A 15,413-nucleotide genomic window follows, 5' to 3' on the forward strand; every position below is an offset into this window, starting at 1 on the left:
ATTGTGGATTTTTTATGAGCTTGCTTCAAAGCGTAACTTTTGAATTAATCGTCCAATTAAAATTATAGCTCCAGTTGCTAAACCGATAATTAACCCCATCCAATAACCAAATGGACCTAAACTCGTATATTGAGCGATCAGTATTCCAGAAGGTAAACCAATAATCCAAAATGAAATAAATGCAATGATTAAAGTGACATTAACATCTTTATAGCCTCTTAAAGCTCCTTGGATTGGAGTACCAAACCCATCAGATAATTGAAAGAAAATCGCATAAATTAAAAAGTGTTGCATGAGTTGAATAACATCAGGATCATTACTATATAGTTGTGACACTTCTTCACGAAATACAAAAATTAATACGCCACTTAAAATAGCAAAAAATAAACCTGAGCTAATCCCAATTAAACTATAAGTCTTTGCGTCCTGAAGACGTTTACCCCCAACTTCAAATCCGACTGAGATCGTTAATGCCATCGCAATAGCGAGTGGAAGCATATAAAAGATCGATGCAAAATTCATCGCTGCTTGGTGAGCGGCAATTGTGACGGTATCATAGACGCTTATAAGTAGCGTAACAGCTGCAAAAATACTCGTCTCAAAAAAAATCGTAAAACCAATCGGAATACCAATTTTAAGTTGTTCTTTCCATGCATTAAGCGAAGGGCGGACAAACTGCTTAAACACTTGATACCGTCTAAATGGTTGTACTTTGTGCACAATGATAATTGATAAGAAAAAAGAAACCATATACGTAATGGCTGAAGCAACGCCAGCACCAACCCCACCAAGTTCTGGTGCACCAAAGTTTCCGAAAATAAACATATAATTAAAAAATGCATTTAAAGGCAGAGCAAATAGTATAATGAGCATGGAGGTTTTCGTTTGACCTAAGGCGTCGATAAATGAACGCATTAAATTAAATGAAAACAAAAAGACCATGCCAATTCCGAGAGCTGCTAAGTAGTACTTTGCGACATGATATACATTAGGGTCAATTGATAACAATGACAAAATAGAATCAAGGAAAAGGTAGCCTAAAAGCAGCATCATGAGTGAAATGGTTATGGCTAAATATAATCCTTGTTTAACTGCAAATGGTATACGATCTCGCTCATTCGCTCCAGATAACTGAGCGACAATCGGTGAAATGGCTAATAAAATACCATTAATCCCAGTTAAAACAGGTATCCATATAGATGACCCAATTGCGACTCCAGCTAAATCTTCTGCTGAAACTTGCCCAGCCATAACTGTATCGAATACATTCATTAAATAAATACCGACTTGAGTAATTAATATTGGGATTAAAACTTTAATAAAAAGTGTTATTTTCTCAACAATAGAGTGAGTTTGATACATTTTTAACGCCTTCCCTATACTCTAACGTTTAATTGTTTGCTAATATGTCATTATAGCGTAAATTGTATGAACTAGACAGAAAGGAAGTTTAATAAATATGAATCAAAAAAAATTAGTATTTACAGGCGGTGGGACAGCAGGTCATGTTGTCGTTAACCTGGCATTAATGCCACAGTTCGTTAAAGAAGGTTATGAAATTCATTATATAGGGTCCTATGAAGGGATCGAACGAGAATTAGTAGAAGGAATGGAAGGAGTTACTTACCACGGCATAGCGACAGGGAAACTAAGGCGTTACATGTCGCTAGAAAATATGAAAGACCCATTCCGAGTTCTTAAAGGTGTTATGCAAGCCCGTAAAATAATTAAACAGGTTAAACCAAGACTAGTCTTTTCTAAAGGTGGATTTGTTTCAGTACCAGTTGTTATGGCTTCTCGTATGGCAGGTGTACCTTCAATTATTCACGAGTCGGACTATACACCTGGTTTAGCAAATAAAATCGCTACTAATTTTGCGAAGTATATTTTAACGACATTTCCAGAAACGAATGAACATTTACCACAAAAGAAAGCGATTAATATCGGTGCCATTGTTCGTGATGAGTTGTTTGAAGGTGACATAAAACGGGCTGAAGAGTTCACAGGTTTCACTCGTGAAAAGCCGACGTTACTTGTTATGGGAGGCAGTGCTGGAGCGCAAAGCATCAATGAATCTGTTAGAAAAGCGTTACCTCAATTATTAAAACAATACCAAGTCATTCACTTGTGTGGTAAAGGTAAGTTAGACGACTCAATCAATCAAGAAGGATATGTTCAATACGAATATGTAACCGATGAATTAAAAGATTTATTAGCTTTATCTAACTTTGTTATTTCCCGTGCTGGTGCCAATGCTATTTTTGAATTTTTAGCGTTAAAGAAACCAATGGTATTAATTCCGTTATCTAGCCAAGTAAGTAGAGGGGATCAAATATTAAATGCCAAGTCATTTGAGAAACGTGGTTATGCTCAAGTGCTAGAAGATGAAGAAGTGACAATGGATTCATTGTTTCATGTTGTTCAAGATCTAAAAGAAAACGAATCGACATATAAACAAAACATGGAAGCTTATCAACCGTTAAAAACTAAAGATGACGTCATCGAATTAATAAAAAATACAATGACTTAAGTAAAAGGTGTTGCCTAAATATTGGCAACACCTTTGTTTTTCGGCAAATAATGGAGTTATTTAGTTTGATCTTGCCATTTTGATACTTTAACTATAAATAACAGAATAATTTGTACAAATATAGCTGATTATCAACCTAAATCGAAATTGATAGAAAATTACCAACAAAATATAATGAAATGTGGTTTCGACAAAATATACAAAAATTCGTCCGACAAGAGGACATTTAAAAGGGAGAGTTAATGATGAAAAAGTGGTTTAGTTTAGTCATCATGGCAAGTCTACTCGTACTTGCAGCTTGTGGTGATGACGACGGGGAGTTAGAAGAAATTGTTTTAGCAGATGCTGATTGGAACAGTATCAAGGTTCATAATGCGATTATGCAAAACATTATGGAGTATGGTTACGGTTTTGAGACGGACACGTTGAGTGGCTCAACTCCAAACACTGTTCAAGGTTTAAGAGATGGCGATATTAATGTCTACTCTGAAGTTTGGACAGATAATATTCGTGAAGTTTATGAAGAAGCAATTGACGCAGGTGAGATTATCGAAGTATCTATTAACTTCGATGACAATGAGCAAGGTTTATACGTACCAACATATGTGATTGAAGGTGATGAAGAACGTGGTATTGAACCGCTTGCTCCGGGACTAGAAACAGTTGAAGATTTAGCAGACTATCCAGAAGTTTTCCAAGATCCTGAAGATAATGATATGGGGCGAATTGTTAATGGTCCATCTGGCTGGGCGGTAAATGAAACGATTGTTGAGAAGATTGAGTATTATGGTTTAGATGAGATGTATAATATTATGTCACCAGGTTCAGATGCGGCACTAGTATCGTCACTGGCCTCAGCTTATGAGTCAGGTGAGCCTTGGGTTGGTTACTATTGGTCACCAACATGGGTAACAGCTTCATACGATATAACGTTACTTGAGGACAACCCTTATGACGAAGAAGTATGGCAAGAAACACGTGGTACAGAATTTCCACCAAATGATGTAACAGTAGCGGTTCATGAAGATTTTCCTGAACAAGCTCCAGAAGTATATGAGTTTTTACAGAACTATGAAACGTCTACTGCACTTACAGAAGAGGCTCTAGTTCACATATTAGAAGAAGATGCTTCTCCTGAAGAAGCAGCAGTTTATTGGATGGAATTACACGAAGATCTTTGGACAGATTGGGTTCCAGAAGATGTGGCTGAAAGCGTGAAAGAAGAGTTAGGTATTTAAACTCTGTATAAAAGGTAGTTAGCCATGATCGTAATGGTGGCTAGCTGCCTTTTTGCCATTTATGCCGTAATGAAAAAGTTCATAAAAATTATTTGAGGTGAAACAATGCAAGATTTTCCTAATATTTCGATTCCGTTAGGTGATGGAGCCGATTTTATTGTTAGTTTTTTACAAAATAATTTAGAGCCGTTTTTTGATTTTATAGCTTGGTTAACATCAAGTACGATAACTGCATTTGATGACTTTTTGAATTTTTTACCTTGGTGGTTAATTTTAATACTTGTATTTCTCATCGGTTTGTATTTTCAAAATTGGAAGTCCGGTTTACTTTTTAGTACGTTTATCTTTTTAGTCGGTAGTTTCGGTTTTTGGGAAGAGTTAATGATTACAGTGGCCATCGTTATAACTGCCGTTGTAATCTGTATAATGATTGGTATACCAGTAGGAATTTTTATGGCATTAAATAAACCATTTTCTGTATTTATGCGTCCTATACTAGATGCTATGCAGACGATGCCAAGTTTCATTTATTTAATTCCAGCAATTTTCTTCTTTTCATTAGGTAACGTCCCAGCCGTATTCGCAACGATTATCTATGCAGTACCACCAGTTATTCGTTTAACGGAGTTAGCGATCCGTAATGTAGACAAAGAAGTGGTTGAATCAGCTGAATCGTTCGGTTCATCAAGAAAACAAATTCTATTTAAGGTTCAATTACCACAAGCTATTCCAACGATCATGGCAGGTATTAACCAAACAACTATGATGGCTTTAGCGATGGTTGTTATTGCATCAATGGTTGGTGCAGGTGGTTTAGGTGAACAGGTCTTAATCGCGATTAACCGTCTCGATATTGCATTAGGATTTGAAGCAGGTATTAGTATCGTTTTCTTAGCAATTATTATTGATCGAGTTACAGCAGGAATCGGTGATAGGTTCCAACGAGATAAGGGGGATCATTAAATGAGTGTTAAAATGAAAATAAATAATGTATCCAAAATATTTGGTCCTAAACCAAAGTCTGCGATCCCTTTAGTTGAACAAGGAAAATCTAAAGATGATATTTTAGCTGAGACAGGTAATACAGTTGGTGTTTACGATGCTAATTTGGAAATTGAAGAAGGCGAATTATTCGTTATTATGGGACTTTCTGGTAGTGGTAAATCGACTTTAATTCGATGTTTAAACCTATTAAACAAGCCAACGAAAGGGGCAATCGAAGTTGATGGGGAAGATGTCGTTAAGTTTAAAGGTGAAAAGCTTAAACAGTATCGTCAGAAAAAAATTGCGATGGTCTTCCAACATTTCGGGTTGTTTAGTCATAGAACGGTGCTAGGCAACGTTGAATATGGCTTAGAGATTCGTGGTGTACCAACAGAAGAACGTCGTAAAGTAGCTAGAGAAAACTTAGAAAGTGTAGGCTTAAAAGGTTGGGAAGATAAATATCCTGATGAATTGTCAGGAGGAATGCAGCAACGTGTTGGTTTAGCAAGAGCGTTAGCAAATGATCCTGATATTCTTTTAATGGATGAGCCGTTTAGTGCACTAGATCCACTCATTCGTCGTGAAATGCAATTAGAATTACTAGACTTACAAGAGCGATTACAGAAAACGATTATTTTCATTACACACGATATTAATGAAGCGTTTAAAATTGGTGATCGCGTAGCAGTAATGAAAGATGGAAAAGTTGTTCAAACAGGTACACCAGAATCCATTCTAGAAGAACCAGCGAATGATTATATTTCTGAGTTTATTAAAGATATTGATCGTTCGAAAATTATACAAGCTGAGAATGTTATGATGAAGCCTAATGCAGTTGTCTCTTTAAAAGACGGTTTAAACGTTGCTGTAAGAGAGATGGAAGCAAATGGCTTATCGAGTGTATTTGTTACCGACCGTAGCCGGAAATTACAGGGCATTGTTACGATTGATGATGCGATTAAAGGTATTAAAGAAAAGAAATCACTTGAAGATGTTATGGTTAAGCAAATTGAGACTGTATCAAGAGAAGCATATTTAGAAGAAATCATTCCAAAAGCAGTTGATACAAAATATCCGATTGCTGTAGTCAACGAAGAACAACGTTTAGAAGGCATTATTTTACGAGTACACGTATTATCAAGTTTGATTGCAGAGAATGGATAAAATAAAAGAGGTTAAGGCGTAGGCCTTAACCTTTTTTACTGTACAATCCCGAAACGTTTTATTTCAACACTCACGTTGTAATCGACCTCGATATTCGGAAATAAGTCGCGCCATTCTTCACTCGTTAATGGTTGACCACGTGTTCTGTTATTATATTTAGTACCGAAACCAAAAATGTCAGAATTTAATTCTTGTGATTTCTCAACTACTTTTGTTAGATTCTCTTCTATTTGCCTTTCAACTTCTCTTTCCATCTTATGAAGTGGTTCAGGCTCATCTAAGTTAATGCGGTGAGATAACTCAATGACTCGCCCATCTAGTTTAATGTCGACTTCAAAAGCTAAAGCGTCGATATCAACTACTCTAATTGTCGCCGTGCTACCTAGTTGGTCCAGTACGACGTGCATTTCATCTCCTCGTGGATCGTGTACATACTCCGCAATATATCCTTCAAAATCATTTAGATCCATTGTTAATTCCGTTCTCCCTTGTTTAAACCGATCACGAATTAACCTTGCATAAAATATTTCATCCATTGAATAAGTACCAACAAGAATATCATCTTGCATTGCTCCAATACTATTTACCTCAACTTTATTATCTTCTACAGTTAATATTGGAACAACAGGATCTAAACCGGCACGAAAATATGAGCGCATAAACTCGTGAAATGTACTACTTATAATTACTTCATTTTTAACAGCTGTTTCAATTAATCGATGTAGATAAATACCGATATTCGGCGCCTCCTCATAGTTTGAAGCAGACATTAGGTCTCGAGTGGGTTGATCGGCGACTGCAACATATAACATGTCTGAAACTGCGGCGTTACGCTCGATTGTATCTAAGTAAGGAAAAATCCCTTCTTCTGAAATGGAAGGACCGAACAATATAGTTTGTAATTGCCCATTTACAATTTGATAACCTGATTGTTTGTTCGCGTTAGAACGAATTGTATCAAACGTTTTTCCGTCACTATGGATAATTTGTGAAGCATCCGTAATGTCAGGGTTGAATTGGTACAATACGACAGTTCCTTCAATTTCTTGTGTGTCTTCGTTTTGATCAAAACCGTATGCCGTAACAATACCTAATTCTTCAATAATATTAGGTTCTATGCATGATGTTGAAGTGATCAGTATGAGTAAGCTAAATATTATGCCTAAATAGTTAGTTTTTCGCATCGGCTTTGTTCTTTCCTTTCACCCGTTTAAAAATTGCAAATGGTAATAATAAAAACGGAAATAAAAACCCTAAATACAATCCAACCTGACCTACATAGTCGGTCAACATATTGACATAATAACGATTATCAAATTGGTACTGACAAATAAACGCAATCAAAACCAAAAGATATAAAAAGTACTTTTGTTTCCACCCGAAAACCCGTTTTGCGCTAATACTTATCATCCAAGCAAGTAAGATCATATTAGGTAATATAATAATCATCCATAAAGCAACAGCTAAAATATCGAACCGTTCAAACATCGGAAATGAAATCACTTTCATCATTGATAAGGCTGGCCAAATTTTGCCTTCTAGTTGACCTCGACTAAAAAAACCAATAGAGACCATTGTCACAGTAAAGATCATCGCAATCGTAAAAGCCATTGCGAGCTGACTAAAACGATTAACTTTTGATTTATCATGAATGTAAGGGTACAGAAACCATAATAATTCAAAACCTAATATAGTGAATGAAGTTACTTTTGCTCCTTCTAAAATGGCACGCGGTTCTGATTCAAACATAGGTAAATATCCATCAATGTCTATTAAAGTAATGGGTTTATACAATAAACCAACCATCCAAATGGCCCCAAAGAAAAATACAATGGATGTACCAACTGCAATACGTACGCCTCCTATAACAGCGTATAAGACAAGTGTTAGTAAAGCGGCTGTTATAAACCAAGGAGACATTTGTGGGAAGATAAACACTTGAACGAACTCAATGTAATTTATCATCACACTTAAAAACATAAAGAAAAAATAAACAATAAACACTACGGTGATTGACTTCCCAATAAAACTGCCAAACCAATTTGTCAAAATACCATGTAAATCAGTATCTTTATTTGTGTTTAAAATAAAAACGATACAAGCAATGGTTAGATGCAAAACAATAGCTGCAATAATAATCGAAATCCAGCTGTCACGCCCTGCTTCCAAATATACGAGGCGAGGGTAACCTGCAATACCAACACCGATTTGCATCGTGTGTAGGACGATCAATAAATAAACAGCTTTTATTTTTTTATCTAGTGGAATTTGCAGTTGAGCCATAATAGCACCTATTCGTCAATATCGGATTTTTTTTGCTTCTTAGGTTTAGGGAAGCGTTGGATTCTCTTCGGTTTGTTTGAGTAAGCACGTTTGTTACTGTGTAGAAAAGGTAATCGAAATATTGAATTATCAATGTCTCGTGGCTGAAAAGGATATACAGGAACAAAATACGGGCGATTTAATGAACGTTGTTTCACTAAGTGAATGGCAATAAATGCAAAGCTAAACACTAAACCGACAAATCCCCACAGTCCAGCAAAGATCATGAGTGGGAAGCGAATGATACGAATCGCTGAACCCATTAAGTAGCTTGGTGTTGTAAAGGATGCTAAAGCACTTAATGCGACAATGATAATTAAAATGTTACTCGTAAAACCTGCTTGCACAACAGCTTGTCCGATTACGATTCCTCCTACGATACCCATCGTCTGACCGACTTTTGTCGGTAATCGTGCCCCGGCCTCACGAATTAGCTCAATCAAAAATTCTAATATGAGTGCTTCCAATAAAGGTGGAAACGGTACGCGTGTCCTTGAATGACCTAATGATACAAGGAGTGCATCTGGGATGATTTCGTAATGGTATGTGAGAGCCGCGACATAAGTAGGCGTTAACGTAATGGAAATAACCATCGCAATAATACGTAATAACCGAGTGAATGCTCCCATATTCCAACGAGTATAATTATCTTCTGTTGTCTGGAAAAAACTAAAAAATGAAGAAGGAGTTACAATTCCGGACCCACTTTTATCTACTAATATACCTAATCTTCCTTCTTTAAGTGAATAACAGAAACGATCGGGTAATTCTGTTGTAAGAAATTGTGGAAAAATAGAGTATGAATTATCTTCAATTAGTTGAGTTAACGTTGATGAATCGAGAACATCGTCAACATTAAGAACACTAAGACGTCCTCTTAACTCTTGAACATTATCTTCATTAGCCAAATCTTCTAAGTACACCATCCTCACTTCTGTTGGGACGGTATTTCCAATTACGAATTTCTCAACTTTTAAGGAACTCGTATCCATTCGTTTGTGAATTAGATTTAAGTTTGTGTCCAAAGATTCAGTAAATGAAACTTTCGGGCCGAATATAAGTGATTCAGTTTCTGCTCGATCAGGTTGACGTTTTTCTACACGAGGAATTAAAAACGTTAAACAATTTTGTTCACCTTCAACATATACACAAGCAGCTCCTTCTAACAATTCATCTCCTATTGCATTTAACTCTGTATGTTGTTTTGAATCTGAAACTGGAATGGTATCTTTAAATGTTTTATGATCCCATTTTGGTGTATGTTGAATTTCTCCGATGACTTGATTGTATAGATAGTTTTTATCTACTAAATAATCAATGAAAACAATTATACATCTTTTTCCATCGTGATGAATGATCTTAGAAGCTAAGTCTGGCGATGCATGGAAGTATTGGTCTTTTAAGTCTTGTTCTAGTTGTTCTAATTTGCATGGAAAATAGCTTGATTTTTTGAATCGACGTTTCATAGATTTCTCCCTCACAAACGTTTGAACATAGTATGCGATTGTTTGGTGAAAATATGTAAATACTAAGGAAAACATTGTGAGGGGAATGAGATTACAGGATGAGTATGCAATTAATAGAAGTTTACATTCCGAAACATAAGTATGAAGATGTAAAACCAGCTCTAGACAAGTTCTCCCAAGAGAGTGTGTGGAAGGAATATGAGATTAACGACCGTGTATTAATGCGCATGATTGTAGCGGAAGAAGAAGTAGAAGAGGTGTTAGATTATTTAGAGGCTGTGTCAAGTTTGTCGGAAGGCTTTGAGACGATTCTTTTTCCGGTTCATACTTACTTTTCTCGAGAAACGATCAAAGAGCGAGAAAAAGAAGAGAAGGATATAAAGAAAGAAGAAAAAAATGAAGATACAGGTAAATTGTTAAGGGCTAGTCGACAAGAATTAACGCATACAATTGATAAAAAAAGTCAGCTGACGATGAACTATACATTGTTAATTATTTTTTCAGCTATAGTGGCAGCTGGTGGTTTTATAAATGACAGTGAAGCCGTCGTGATTGGAGCGATGGCTATTGCCCCATTAATTGGTCCAGCAATTTCTGTGTCTTTCGCTGCTGTGTTAGGAGATTTAAGAAGGCTTTGGCAATCAATTTCAACCTTAGTCATAGGCTTTGCCATTATTGTAGGGATTGCAAGTTCATTCGGTTACTTTTTCGAAGAGGGAACACAAACAACACAATATACTTCTAGAACGACTGTATCTATTGCGGATATTTTTATTGCATTAGCCTCTGGTGCAGCAGGAGCTCTTGCATTACTTAACCGTGTGTCAAGTGGCATGGTAGGGGTTATGGTGGCAGTCGCCTTACTTCCTCCAACAGTCACATTTGGAATATCTATTGGACAAATGTTATGGGTAGATACGTATTGGTCTTCCTTACTGATTATGACTAATGTAACTTGTATTTTTCTAAGTGGAATTATAATCTTTTTTGTTAGTGGTATACGACCAGTTAAGTGGAAAGAAGAAGTGACGATTAACGTCTCTCGAATTCTTTCAACTGCTATTGTTGCTTTATTGTTTATTACTTTAGTAGTGGTATTAATTTTAAGTATGTAATCATTTGTAATCTAATTGTTATTAAAGGCTTGCTCATCCTTTGGTATAATGCATATGTTAAGGTATTGCGTCGAAATCGTGTATACTATATGATGTAACAAACGACGTGAGACTTTACGGGCGGTATTGAGGGGAATATAAATGACTGATGAATATAAGCGACCCGAAACAGAAGATGAAGTTGATTTATATGAAGACCTTGAAGAAGAAGAGATTAAAGAATTACTGTATGAGGAAAAAGAGCGAATTAATCAAAGAAGAAAAGAAGAGAGAATGGAGCCGAAGCGTCCTTTTCCGAAGTGGATGTTTTGGCTAATTGCTGTTTTTCTATTTTTTAATATAGCTGCGACATTACCAGCGATGTATCCAATTCCAGCGATTGATTTTTTAAGAACGTCAGCACAATTAATGATGGATGAAGAAGTACAATCTTATCGAGAATCGGTTGTTACAGTTGATACAGGAATCGGAAGAGGAACTGGTTTTGTCATTTCAGAGGACGGTTATGTCATAACAAATGAGCATGTTATTAATGAACGTGAACGGTTATGGATTTATTTTGATGGAGATGGACCTTATGGCGCAACAATTGAAGAATCGGTACCGGAAATAGACTTAGCTTTATTAAAAGTTGACGGAGATGGATTCCCAGAGCTTGATTTGGCAGACGCAGCGAGTTATGAACCGAATGAGCCTTTCTATTTTATTGGGAGTCCGCTAGGTTTTAGTGGCATTGCCAATGAAGGAACTATTATTGGTGAGTCTTCGGTAGGGAATATAGATGGTGATATTCTAGTTTTAGATGCACCAATTTACAGTGGTAATAGTGGTAGCCCAGTCATTAACCAATCAGGAGAGGTTATTGCTGTCATTTATGCTACAAGAACAGAGGATGAACATGGGCGCGTAGGTCTAGCAGTACCGATTGATTTATTTTATGAACATTTTAATGAGTAAAGACGGTCAAATATTACAATTTGATTACGAAAAATATAAATAGTTGGGGGTGATGAGGGGTGTTACAACGTCTAAAAAATAGTAAAGACGTTCCCCTCGAAGAACAGGTCCGTGCTGTTCAGCATGGGGATGAAGATGCCCGTCATCATCTGTTGTCGAGCTATCAACCTTTCATAGCAACATCAGTTTCAAAAGTTTGCAAACGTTATATAGACCCTGAGCGGGATGATGAGTTCAGTGTAGGTTTTATGGCTTTTAACGAAGCGATCGATTCTTATTCTGAAGAGAAGGGGAGTTCATTTTTAACGTTCGCACGACTTGTGATTACCCGAAAGGTAATTGATTACATTAGAAAAGAATCAGTTGATGTAACAACAGTTTCGCTTGATCAATCAGATGGTGAAGAAGAACAAACAAATGCAGCAGATTGGAGACTTTCTCAAGTTTCTAAAGATGTGTTTGAAGAAGATCAAGCTACTTGGTATCGCCAAATGGAGATTGAAGAGTACAATCGAAAGTTAAAAGACTATAAATTATCTTTCTCAGAATTAGTCTCTGTCTCTCCTAAGCACCAAGATGCTAAAGAATCGGCTAAAGAAGTGGCTCGATTCGTCTATGAGAACGAAGAGTTTAGGGAATATGTCTTAACTAAAAAACGATTACCAATTAAAAGGATTGAACCCCATGTTAATGTCAGCAAGAAGACAATCGAACGTAATCGTAAATATATTCTCGCTGTCTTTGTTTTACTTACAGAAGACTTCACGTATTTAAAAGAGTATGTACAGGGGGTGAATGAATGAAAAAGGGAGTTGTCGTAGAAGCGAAGCGGAGACATTATATTATGCTGACGCCAGATGGATCTTTTTATAAAGCAAAAGTAGAGCGCGCAGTTCAAATCGGCGAAGAAGTCAGTTTCACACCAGTGGAAGAAAGGTCAATTATAGCTCATGCGTTAAATTCACTTCAGACTAGAAGTCAGTGGAGAGCATTAGCAATGGTTGTCTTATGTCTCGCTTTAATATTCCCATTCTTTACATGGTTGAACCAAAATGAATCTCATGCTTATGCTTATATTAATTTAGATATTAATCCGAGCATTGAGTTTACAGTTGATGATTCATACGACATTATTGATGCTGAACCTTTAAATGATGATGGGAGTAGTATGCTGAGTGAAATAGGTGATTTTAAAGGGGAATCGCTAGAAACCGTATCGACAAACGTAATCTCTTTAAGTCGGGATTTAGGATACTTAGATAACGATCGACAAGTCTTACTAGGCGTTAGTTATGTAGATCAAGTAGATGAGAGGCAATTATTAAATTCATTATCCAATCAATTATTAAGTGAATTTGATCATGACATAAATATAGCGTCGTTTGAAATTTCAAAAGACTTAAGAGATGAAGCGGTTAAGGTAAATACATCAATGAATGTCATGTATGCAACAGAAGTTCTCTATGGGGATTCACGTGAAGAACAAGAGGAGCAAGAAGAAGCAGTAGTCTCTGAACAAGTTAGTAATGATGAGGGTGAGCAAGAAAGTAAAGCTAGTCAAAATGAGCGGATTGAAGAAGTTTTGGCACGATTTTTAGATCGAACAAATCGTGATGAATTGCCACCAGGCTTAAAGAAAAAAATTGATGAAGATCGCTTAGAACAATTGTTAGAAGATGCTGAATCCAAACAAGATGAAGAGCAAGAAGATCGTGCTAATGAAGAAGAGTCAAATAATGAAGAACGAAAAGATCAAGAAGATGAAAGCAAAGAAGAAACAGGGAATAATGGAAAGCAACAAAAAAATAAAAATCAAGGAAATGGTAACGGAAATAATAATGGACAGTCAAAAGACGAAGATGAGTCCAATAAAGATGACGACCATCCTGTTTTTGGAGAAGACGGTCCTCCAGGCCAGCGCGATTGGGATGACCACCCAGGCCAAGGAATAGGCAATAATGGCTTCACACCGCCAGGTCAAGATGATGCCTTTGTCCCACCAGGTCAACAAAAAAAGAATGATGATTAATATTACAAAACACTGGATTCACTTGAATTCAGTGTTTTTTTAGTGTCATGACGAGAATTTGATGCTTAACGGTAGCTAACTTTAATAGTATAATATTAACAATATTAATCGTCAGGAGAATACTATGACAGATAAACAAGGGCTTAGAGAATGTTTATTCAGAACACGTATTCAAAAAGTGCTCTTAGGAGTAAGTGTGGTTCTTATACTCGCATTAATAGCGGGCTATTATTTTTTTACAAGTCATCCTGCTATGCAATACGCAGAAATTGAACAAAAGACCGTAGAACAGTTAACACAATACACTAATCAATATACACAAGAAGAGCATAAGCTAATGAACTCATTGTCAAACACCTCTTCACAGTCAGATTTTGTTATAAAAGGTAATGTGAATTCAAGTAGTGGAGGACGACAAATAGATACGATTAGAAGTCTGTTATTATCATCCGAAATAAGTGGGACACGCTTTTTGTCCCCAAATACAAGCGAAGTTAGTTACGATTTTCAGTTAAAAGCAATGGGAATTCATTTGATGGATGGCATGCTTTATCAAAATGAAGGTTACACACAGTTCCAAGCTGATTGGCTTCCGCATGTTTATGGAGTGAAAAATCGTCTTGAACTCCCTAATGCTGAGGACTATTTTATAGAAGTCCCTGAATGGTATGACCCACAAAGTAATTGGTTTGAACGTCATTCGGTAACTCAAAGTTCTGAGCGATACGGTTTAATGTTTGCTCAACTCATTAGTGATTTGAATTTTGATGTTGAAGAATTAGCAGGGGACCAACGAAAGCTTACAGTTAAATTGCCTGAACAAGAAGCAAATTTGTTTTTGTCCAAAGTTGTTGAGAACGTTAAAGCTAATGATGAAGTTAACGAAGATTTATTAAATACAATTGAAAAAGTTGAAGTAAAGAAAGATGTACTGTACGAAGCAGTGTTTAATAATCAGTTCGTTAAAAATCGAGAATTATTTACTGTTATTGAATATGAAGAGGAGTTATATGATGTTCATTTGAGCTTAGATACTTTCCTAAAAGAGCAAAGCTTCGAAGCAGAACTAGTTCTACAAGTTGAAAGTCAAAATAGTCAACAAAAATTTGAAGTTCGTCACACCTCAAGTGGAGTTGAGGAAGGAAATCGGCTAGCAGTTGATCAAAACGTCTTTGTACAATACGACTTTAACCAGGTATATGACGCAGCAAGGTTAAATTGGCATACAATCCACGAAGACGGATTAAAACAGACAGATTTTGAATTGTATATAGCTGATGACTCGATCCAAAATCCGTTGCAAGGTAAGTTGACAAATGAGTACCGATCTAGTGACCAAAGTGGAGCTCATAACACATACATTAATATAATCATTGGTGAAGAGTTGTTAGGGCAACGGGACATACCATTTAACGAAATCGAATTATCAATAGAAAGAGATATTAACTTTGTAGACGATGTTGATGTTCCAACTATTGATGAAGAGGAAACATATTGGATTGAATGGGACGTTTTATATGAACTTGAAAGGTTGTTTCATCAAGCTAAATCAATAGCTACCGACGAAGTTGATGAACTCATTAGAGAAATGTGGCCATTTTAATGTAG

At 36.3% G+C, this 15,413-nt stretch carries 13 protein-coding genes; 9 read left to right on the forward strand and 4 right to left on the reverse strand.

Annotated elements, in window-relative coordinates:
- Nucleotides 1-12: 12 nt before the first annotated feature.
- Nucleotides 13-1,362, reverse strand: coding sequence for an MATE family efflux transporter (locus J2R98_RS07180; protein ID WP_307067512.1), 1,350 nt, complete (start codon nucleotides 1,360-1,362; stop codon nucleotides 13-15).
- 97 nt (nucleotides 1,363-1,459) lie between these two features.
- Between J2R98_RS07180 and murG the strand changes: the two genes are divergently transcribed.
- The 4 genes from murG (at nucleotide 1,460) to J2R98_RS07200 (ending at nucleotide 5,916) form a co-directional block, all read left to right on the forward strand.
- On the forward strand, nucleotides 1,460-2,530 hold the full coding sequence (murG, locus tag J2R98_RS07185) for an undecaprenyldiphospho-muramoylpentapeptide beta-N-acetylglucosaminyltransferase (protein WP_307067514.1): 1,071 nt from the start codon (nucleotides 1,460-1,462) through the stop codon (nucleotides 2,528-2,530).
- A 245-nt stretch (nucleotides 2,531-2,775) separates the two neighbouring features.
- The gene (locus tag J2R98_RS07190; protein ID WP_307067515.1) at nucleotides 2,776-3,768 is read left to right on the forward strand and encodes an ABC transporter substrate-binding protein; all 993 of its coding nucleotides are present in this window, start codon (nucleotides 2,776-2,778) and stop codon (nucleotides 3,766-3,768) included.
- A gap of 105 nt (nucleotides 3,769-3,873) precedes the next feature.
- Nucleotides 3,874-4,731: an ABC transporter permease gene (locus tag J2R98_RS07195; RefSeq protein WP_307067516.1), complete on the forward strand. Its 858-nt coding sequence runs from the start codon at nucleotides 3,874-3,876 to the stop codon at nucleotides 4,729-4,731.
- Nucleotides 4,732-5,916 carry a quaternary amine ABC transporter ATP-binding protein gene (locus J2R98_RS07200; RefSeq protein WP_307067518.1) on the forward strand — a complete coding sequence of 395 codons (1,185 nt, stop codon included), beginning with the start codon at nucleotides 4,732-4,734 and terminating at the stop codon, nucleotides 5,914-5,916.
- A gap of 35 nt (nucleotides 5,917-5,951) precedes the next feature.
- Here the strand turns inward: J2R98_RS07200 and J2R98_RS07205 are convergent, their stop codons facing one another.
- Genes J2R98_RS07205 through J2R98_RS07215 form a run of 3 tightly spaced genes read right to left on the reverse strand, consistent with a single transcriptional unit; the run spans nucleotide 5,952 to nucleotide 9,704 of the window.
- Entirely contained in the window at nucleotides 5,952-7,100 is a 1,149-nt protein-coding gene (locus J2R98_RS07205; protein ID WP_307067519.1) for a Ger(x)C family spore germination protein, read from the reverse strand.
- On the reverse strand, nucleotides 7,087-8,199 hold the full coding sequence (locus J2R98_RS07210; protein WP_307067521.1) for a GerAB/ArcD/ProY family transporter: 1,113 nt from the start codon (nucleotides 8,197-8,199) through the stop codon (nucleotides 7,087-7,089). Before J2R98_RS07210 ends, J2R98_RS07205 begins: the two co-directional genes overlap by 14 nt.
- Nucleotides 8,200-8,207: 8 nt before the next feature.
- Complete coding sequence (locus tag J2R98_RS07215; protein ID WP_307067523.1) at nucleotides 8,208-9,704, reverse strand: spore germination protein; 1,497 nt, start codon at nucleotides 9,702-9,704, stop codon at nucleotides 8,208-8,210.
- A 98-nt stretch (nucleotides 9,705-9,802) separates the two neighbouring features.
- On the opposite strand from J2R98_RS07215, the gene J2R98_RS07220 reads away from it, so the two are divergent.
- The 5 genes from J2R98_RS07220 to J2R98_RS07240 all read left to right on the forward strand — a co-directional run bounded on the left by J2R98_RS07220 (nucleotide 9,803) and on the right by J2R98_RS07240 (nucleotide 15,408).
- A complete protein-coding gene (locus J2R98_RS07220; protein WP_307067525.1) occupies nucleotides 9,803-10,819 on the forward strand; it encodes a TIGR00341 family protein in 1,017 nt (338 codons plus the stop codon).
- 141 nt (nucleotides 10,820-10,960) lie between these two features.
- Nucleotides 10,961-11,776, forward strand: coding sequence for a S1C family serine protease (locus J2R98_RS07225; protein WP_307067527.1), 816 nt, complete (start codon nucleotides 10,961-10,963; stop codon nucleotides 11,774-11,776).
- Between the two features lie 59 nt (nucleotides 11,777-11,835).
- Nucleotides 11,836-12,579 (forward strand): RNA polymerase sigma-I factor, encoded by a 744-nt coding sequence (gene sigI, locus J2R98_RS07230; RefSeq protein WP_307067529.1) that lies wholly within the window; start codon nucleotides 11,836-11,838, stop codon nucleotides 12,577-12,579.
- Nucleotides 12,576-13,805, forward strand: a complete 1,230-nt coding sequence (locus tag J2R98_RS07235) for an anti-sigma factor domain-containing protein (RefSeq protein WP_307067531.1) — start codon at nucleotides 12,576-12,578, stop codon at nucleotides 13,803-13,805. The genes sigI and J2R98_RS07235 overlap by 4 nt, the downstream gene beginning before the upstream one ends.
- 124 nt (nucleotides 13,806-13,929) lie before the next feature.
- Nucleotides 13,930-15,408, forward strand: a complete 1,479-nt coding sequence (locus J2R98_RS07240; RefSeq protein ID WP_307067533.1) for a hypothetical protein — start codon at nucleotides 13,930-13,932, stop codon at nucleotides 15,406-15,408.
- Nucleotides 15,409-15,413: the final 5 nt, after the last annotated feature.

Origin of the sequence: Alkalibacillus filiformis (genome assembly GCF_030814115.1) — a bacterium.
In the GTDB taxonomy this organism is placed as follows: domain Bacteria; phylum Bacillota; class Bacilli; order Bacillales; family Alkalibacillaceae; genus Alkalibacillus; species Alkalibacillus filiformis.

What these genes read in the sequence shown, in the direction of transcription:
- J2R98_RS07180 (WP_307067512.1), bottom strand. Translation starts at nt 1,362, where the DNA reads ATGTATCAAACTCACTCTATTGTTGAGAAAATAACACTTTTTATTAAA.
- murG (WP_307067514.1), top strand. Translation starts at nt 1,460, where the DNA reads ATGAATCAAAAAAAATTAGTATTTACAGGCGGTGGGACAGCAGGTCAT.
- J2R98_RS07190 (WP_307067515.1), top strand. Translation starts at nt 2,776, where the DNA reads ATGAAAAAGTGGTTTAGTTTAGTCATCATGGCAAGTCTACTCGTACTT.
- J2R98_RS07195 (WP_307067516.1), top strand. Translation starts at nt 3,874, where the DNA reads ATGCAAGATTTTCCTAATATTTCGATTCCGTTAGGTGATGGAGCCGAT.
- J2R98_RS07200 (WP_307067518.1), top strand. Translation starts at nt 4,732, where the DNA reads ATGAGTGTTAAAATGAAAATAAATAATGTATCCAAAATATTTGGTCCT.
- J2R98_RS07205 (WP_307067519.1), bottom strand. Translation starts at nt 7,100, where the DNA reads ATGCGAAAAACTAACTATTTAGGCATAATATTTAGCTTACTCATACTG.
- J2R98_RS07210 (WP_307067521.1), bottom strand. Translation starts at nt 8,199, where the DNA reads ATGGCTCAACTGCAAATTCCACTAGATAAAAAAATAAAAGCTGTTTAT.
- J2R98_RS07215 (WP_307067523.1), bottom strand. Translation starts at nt 9,704, where the DNA reads ATGAAACGTCGATTCAAAAAATCAAGCTATTTTCCATGCAAATTAGAA.
- J2R98_RS07220 (WP_307067525.1), top strand. Translation starts at nt 9,803, where the DNA reads ATGAGTATGCAATTAATAGAAGTTTACATTCCGAAACATAAGTATGAA.
- J2R98_RS07225 (WP_307067527.1), top strand. Translation starts at nt 10,961, where the DNA reads ATGACTGATGAATATAAGCGACCCGAAACAGAAGATGAAGTTGATTTA.
- J2R98_RS07235 (WP_307067531.1), top strand. Translation starts at nt 12,576, where the DNA reads ATGAAAAAGGGAGTTGTCGTAGAAGCGAAGCGGAGACATTATATTATG.
- J2R98_RS07240 (WP_307067533.1), top strand. Translation starts at nt 13,930, where the DNA reads ATGACAGATAAACAAGGGCTTAGAGAATGTTTATTCAGAACACGTATT.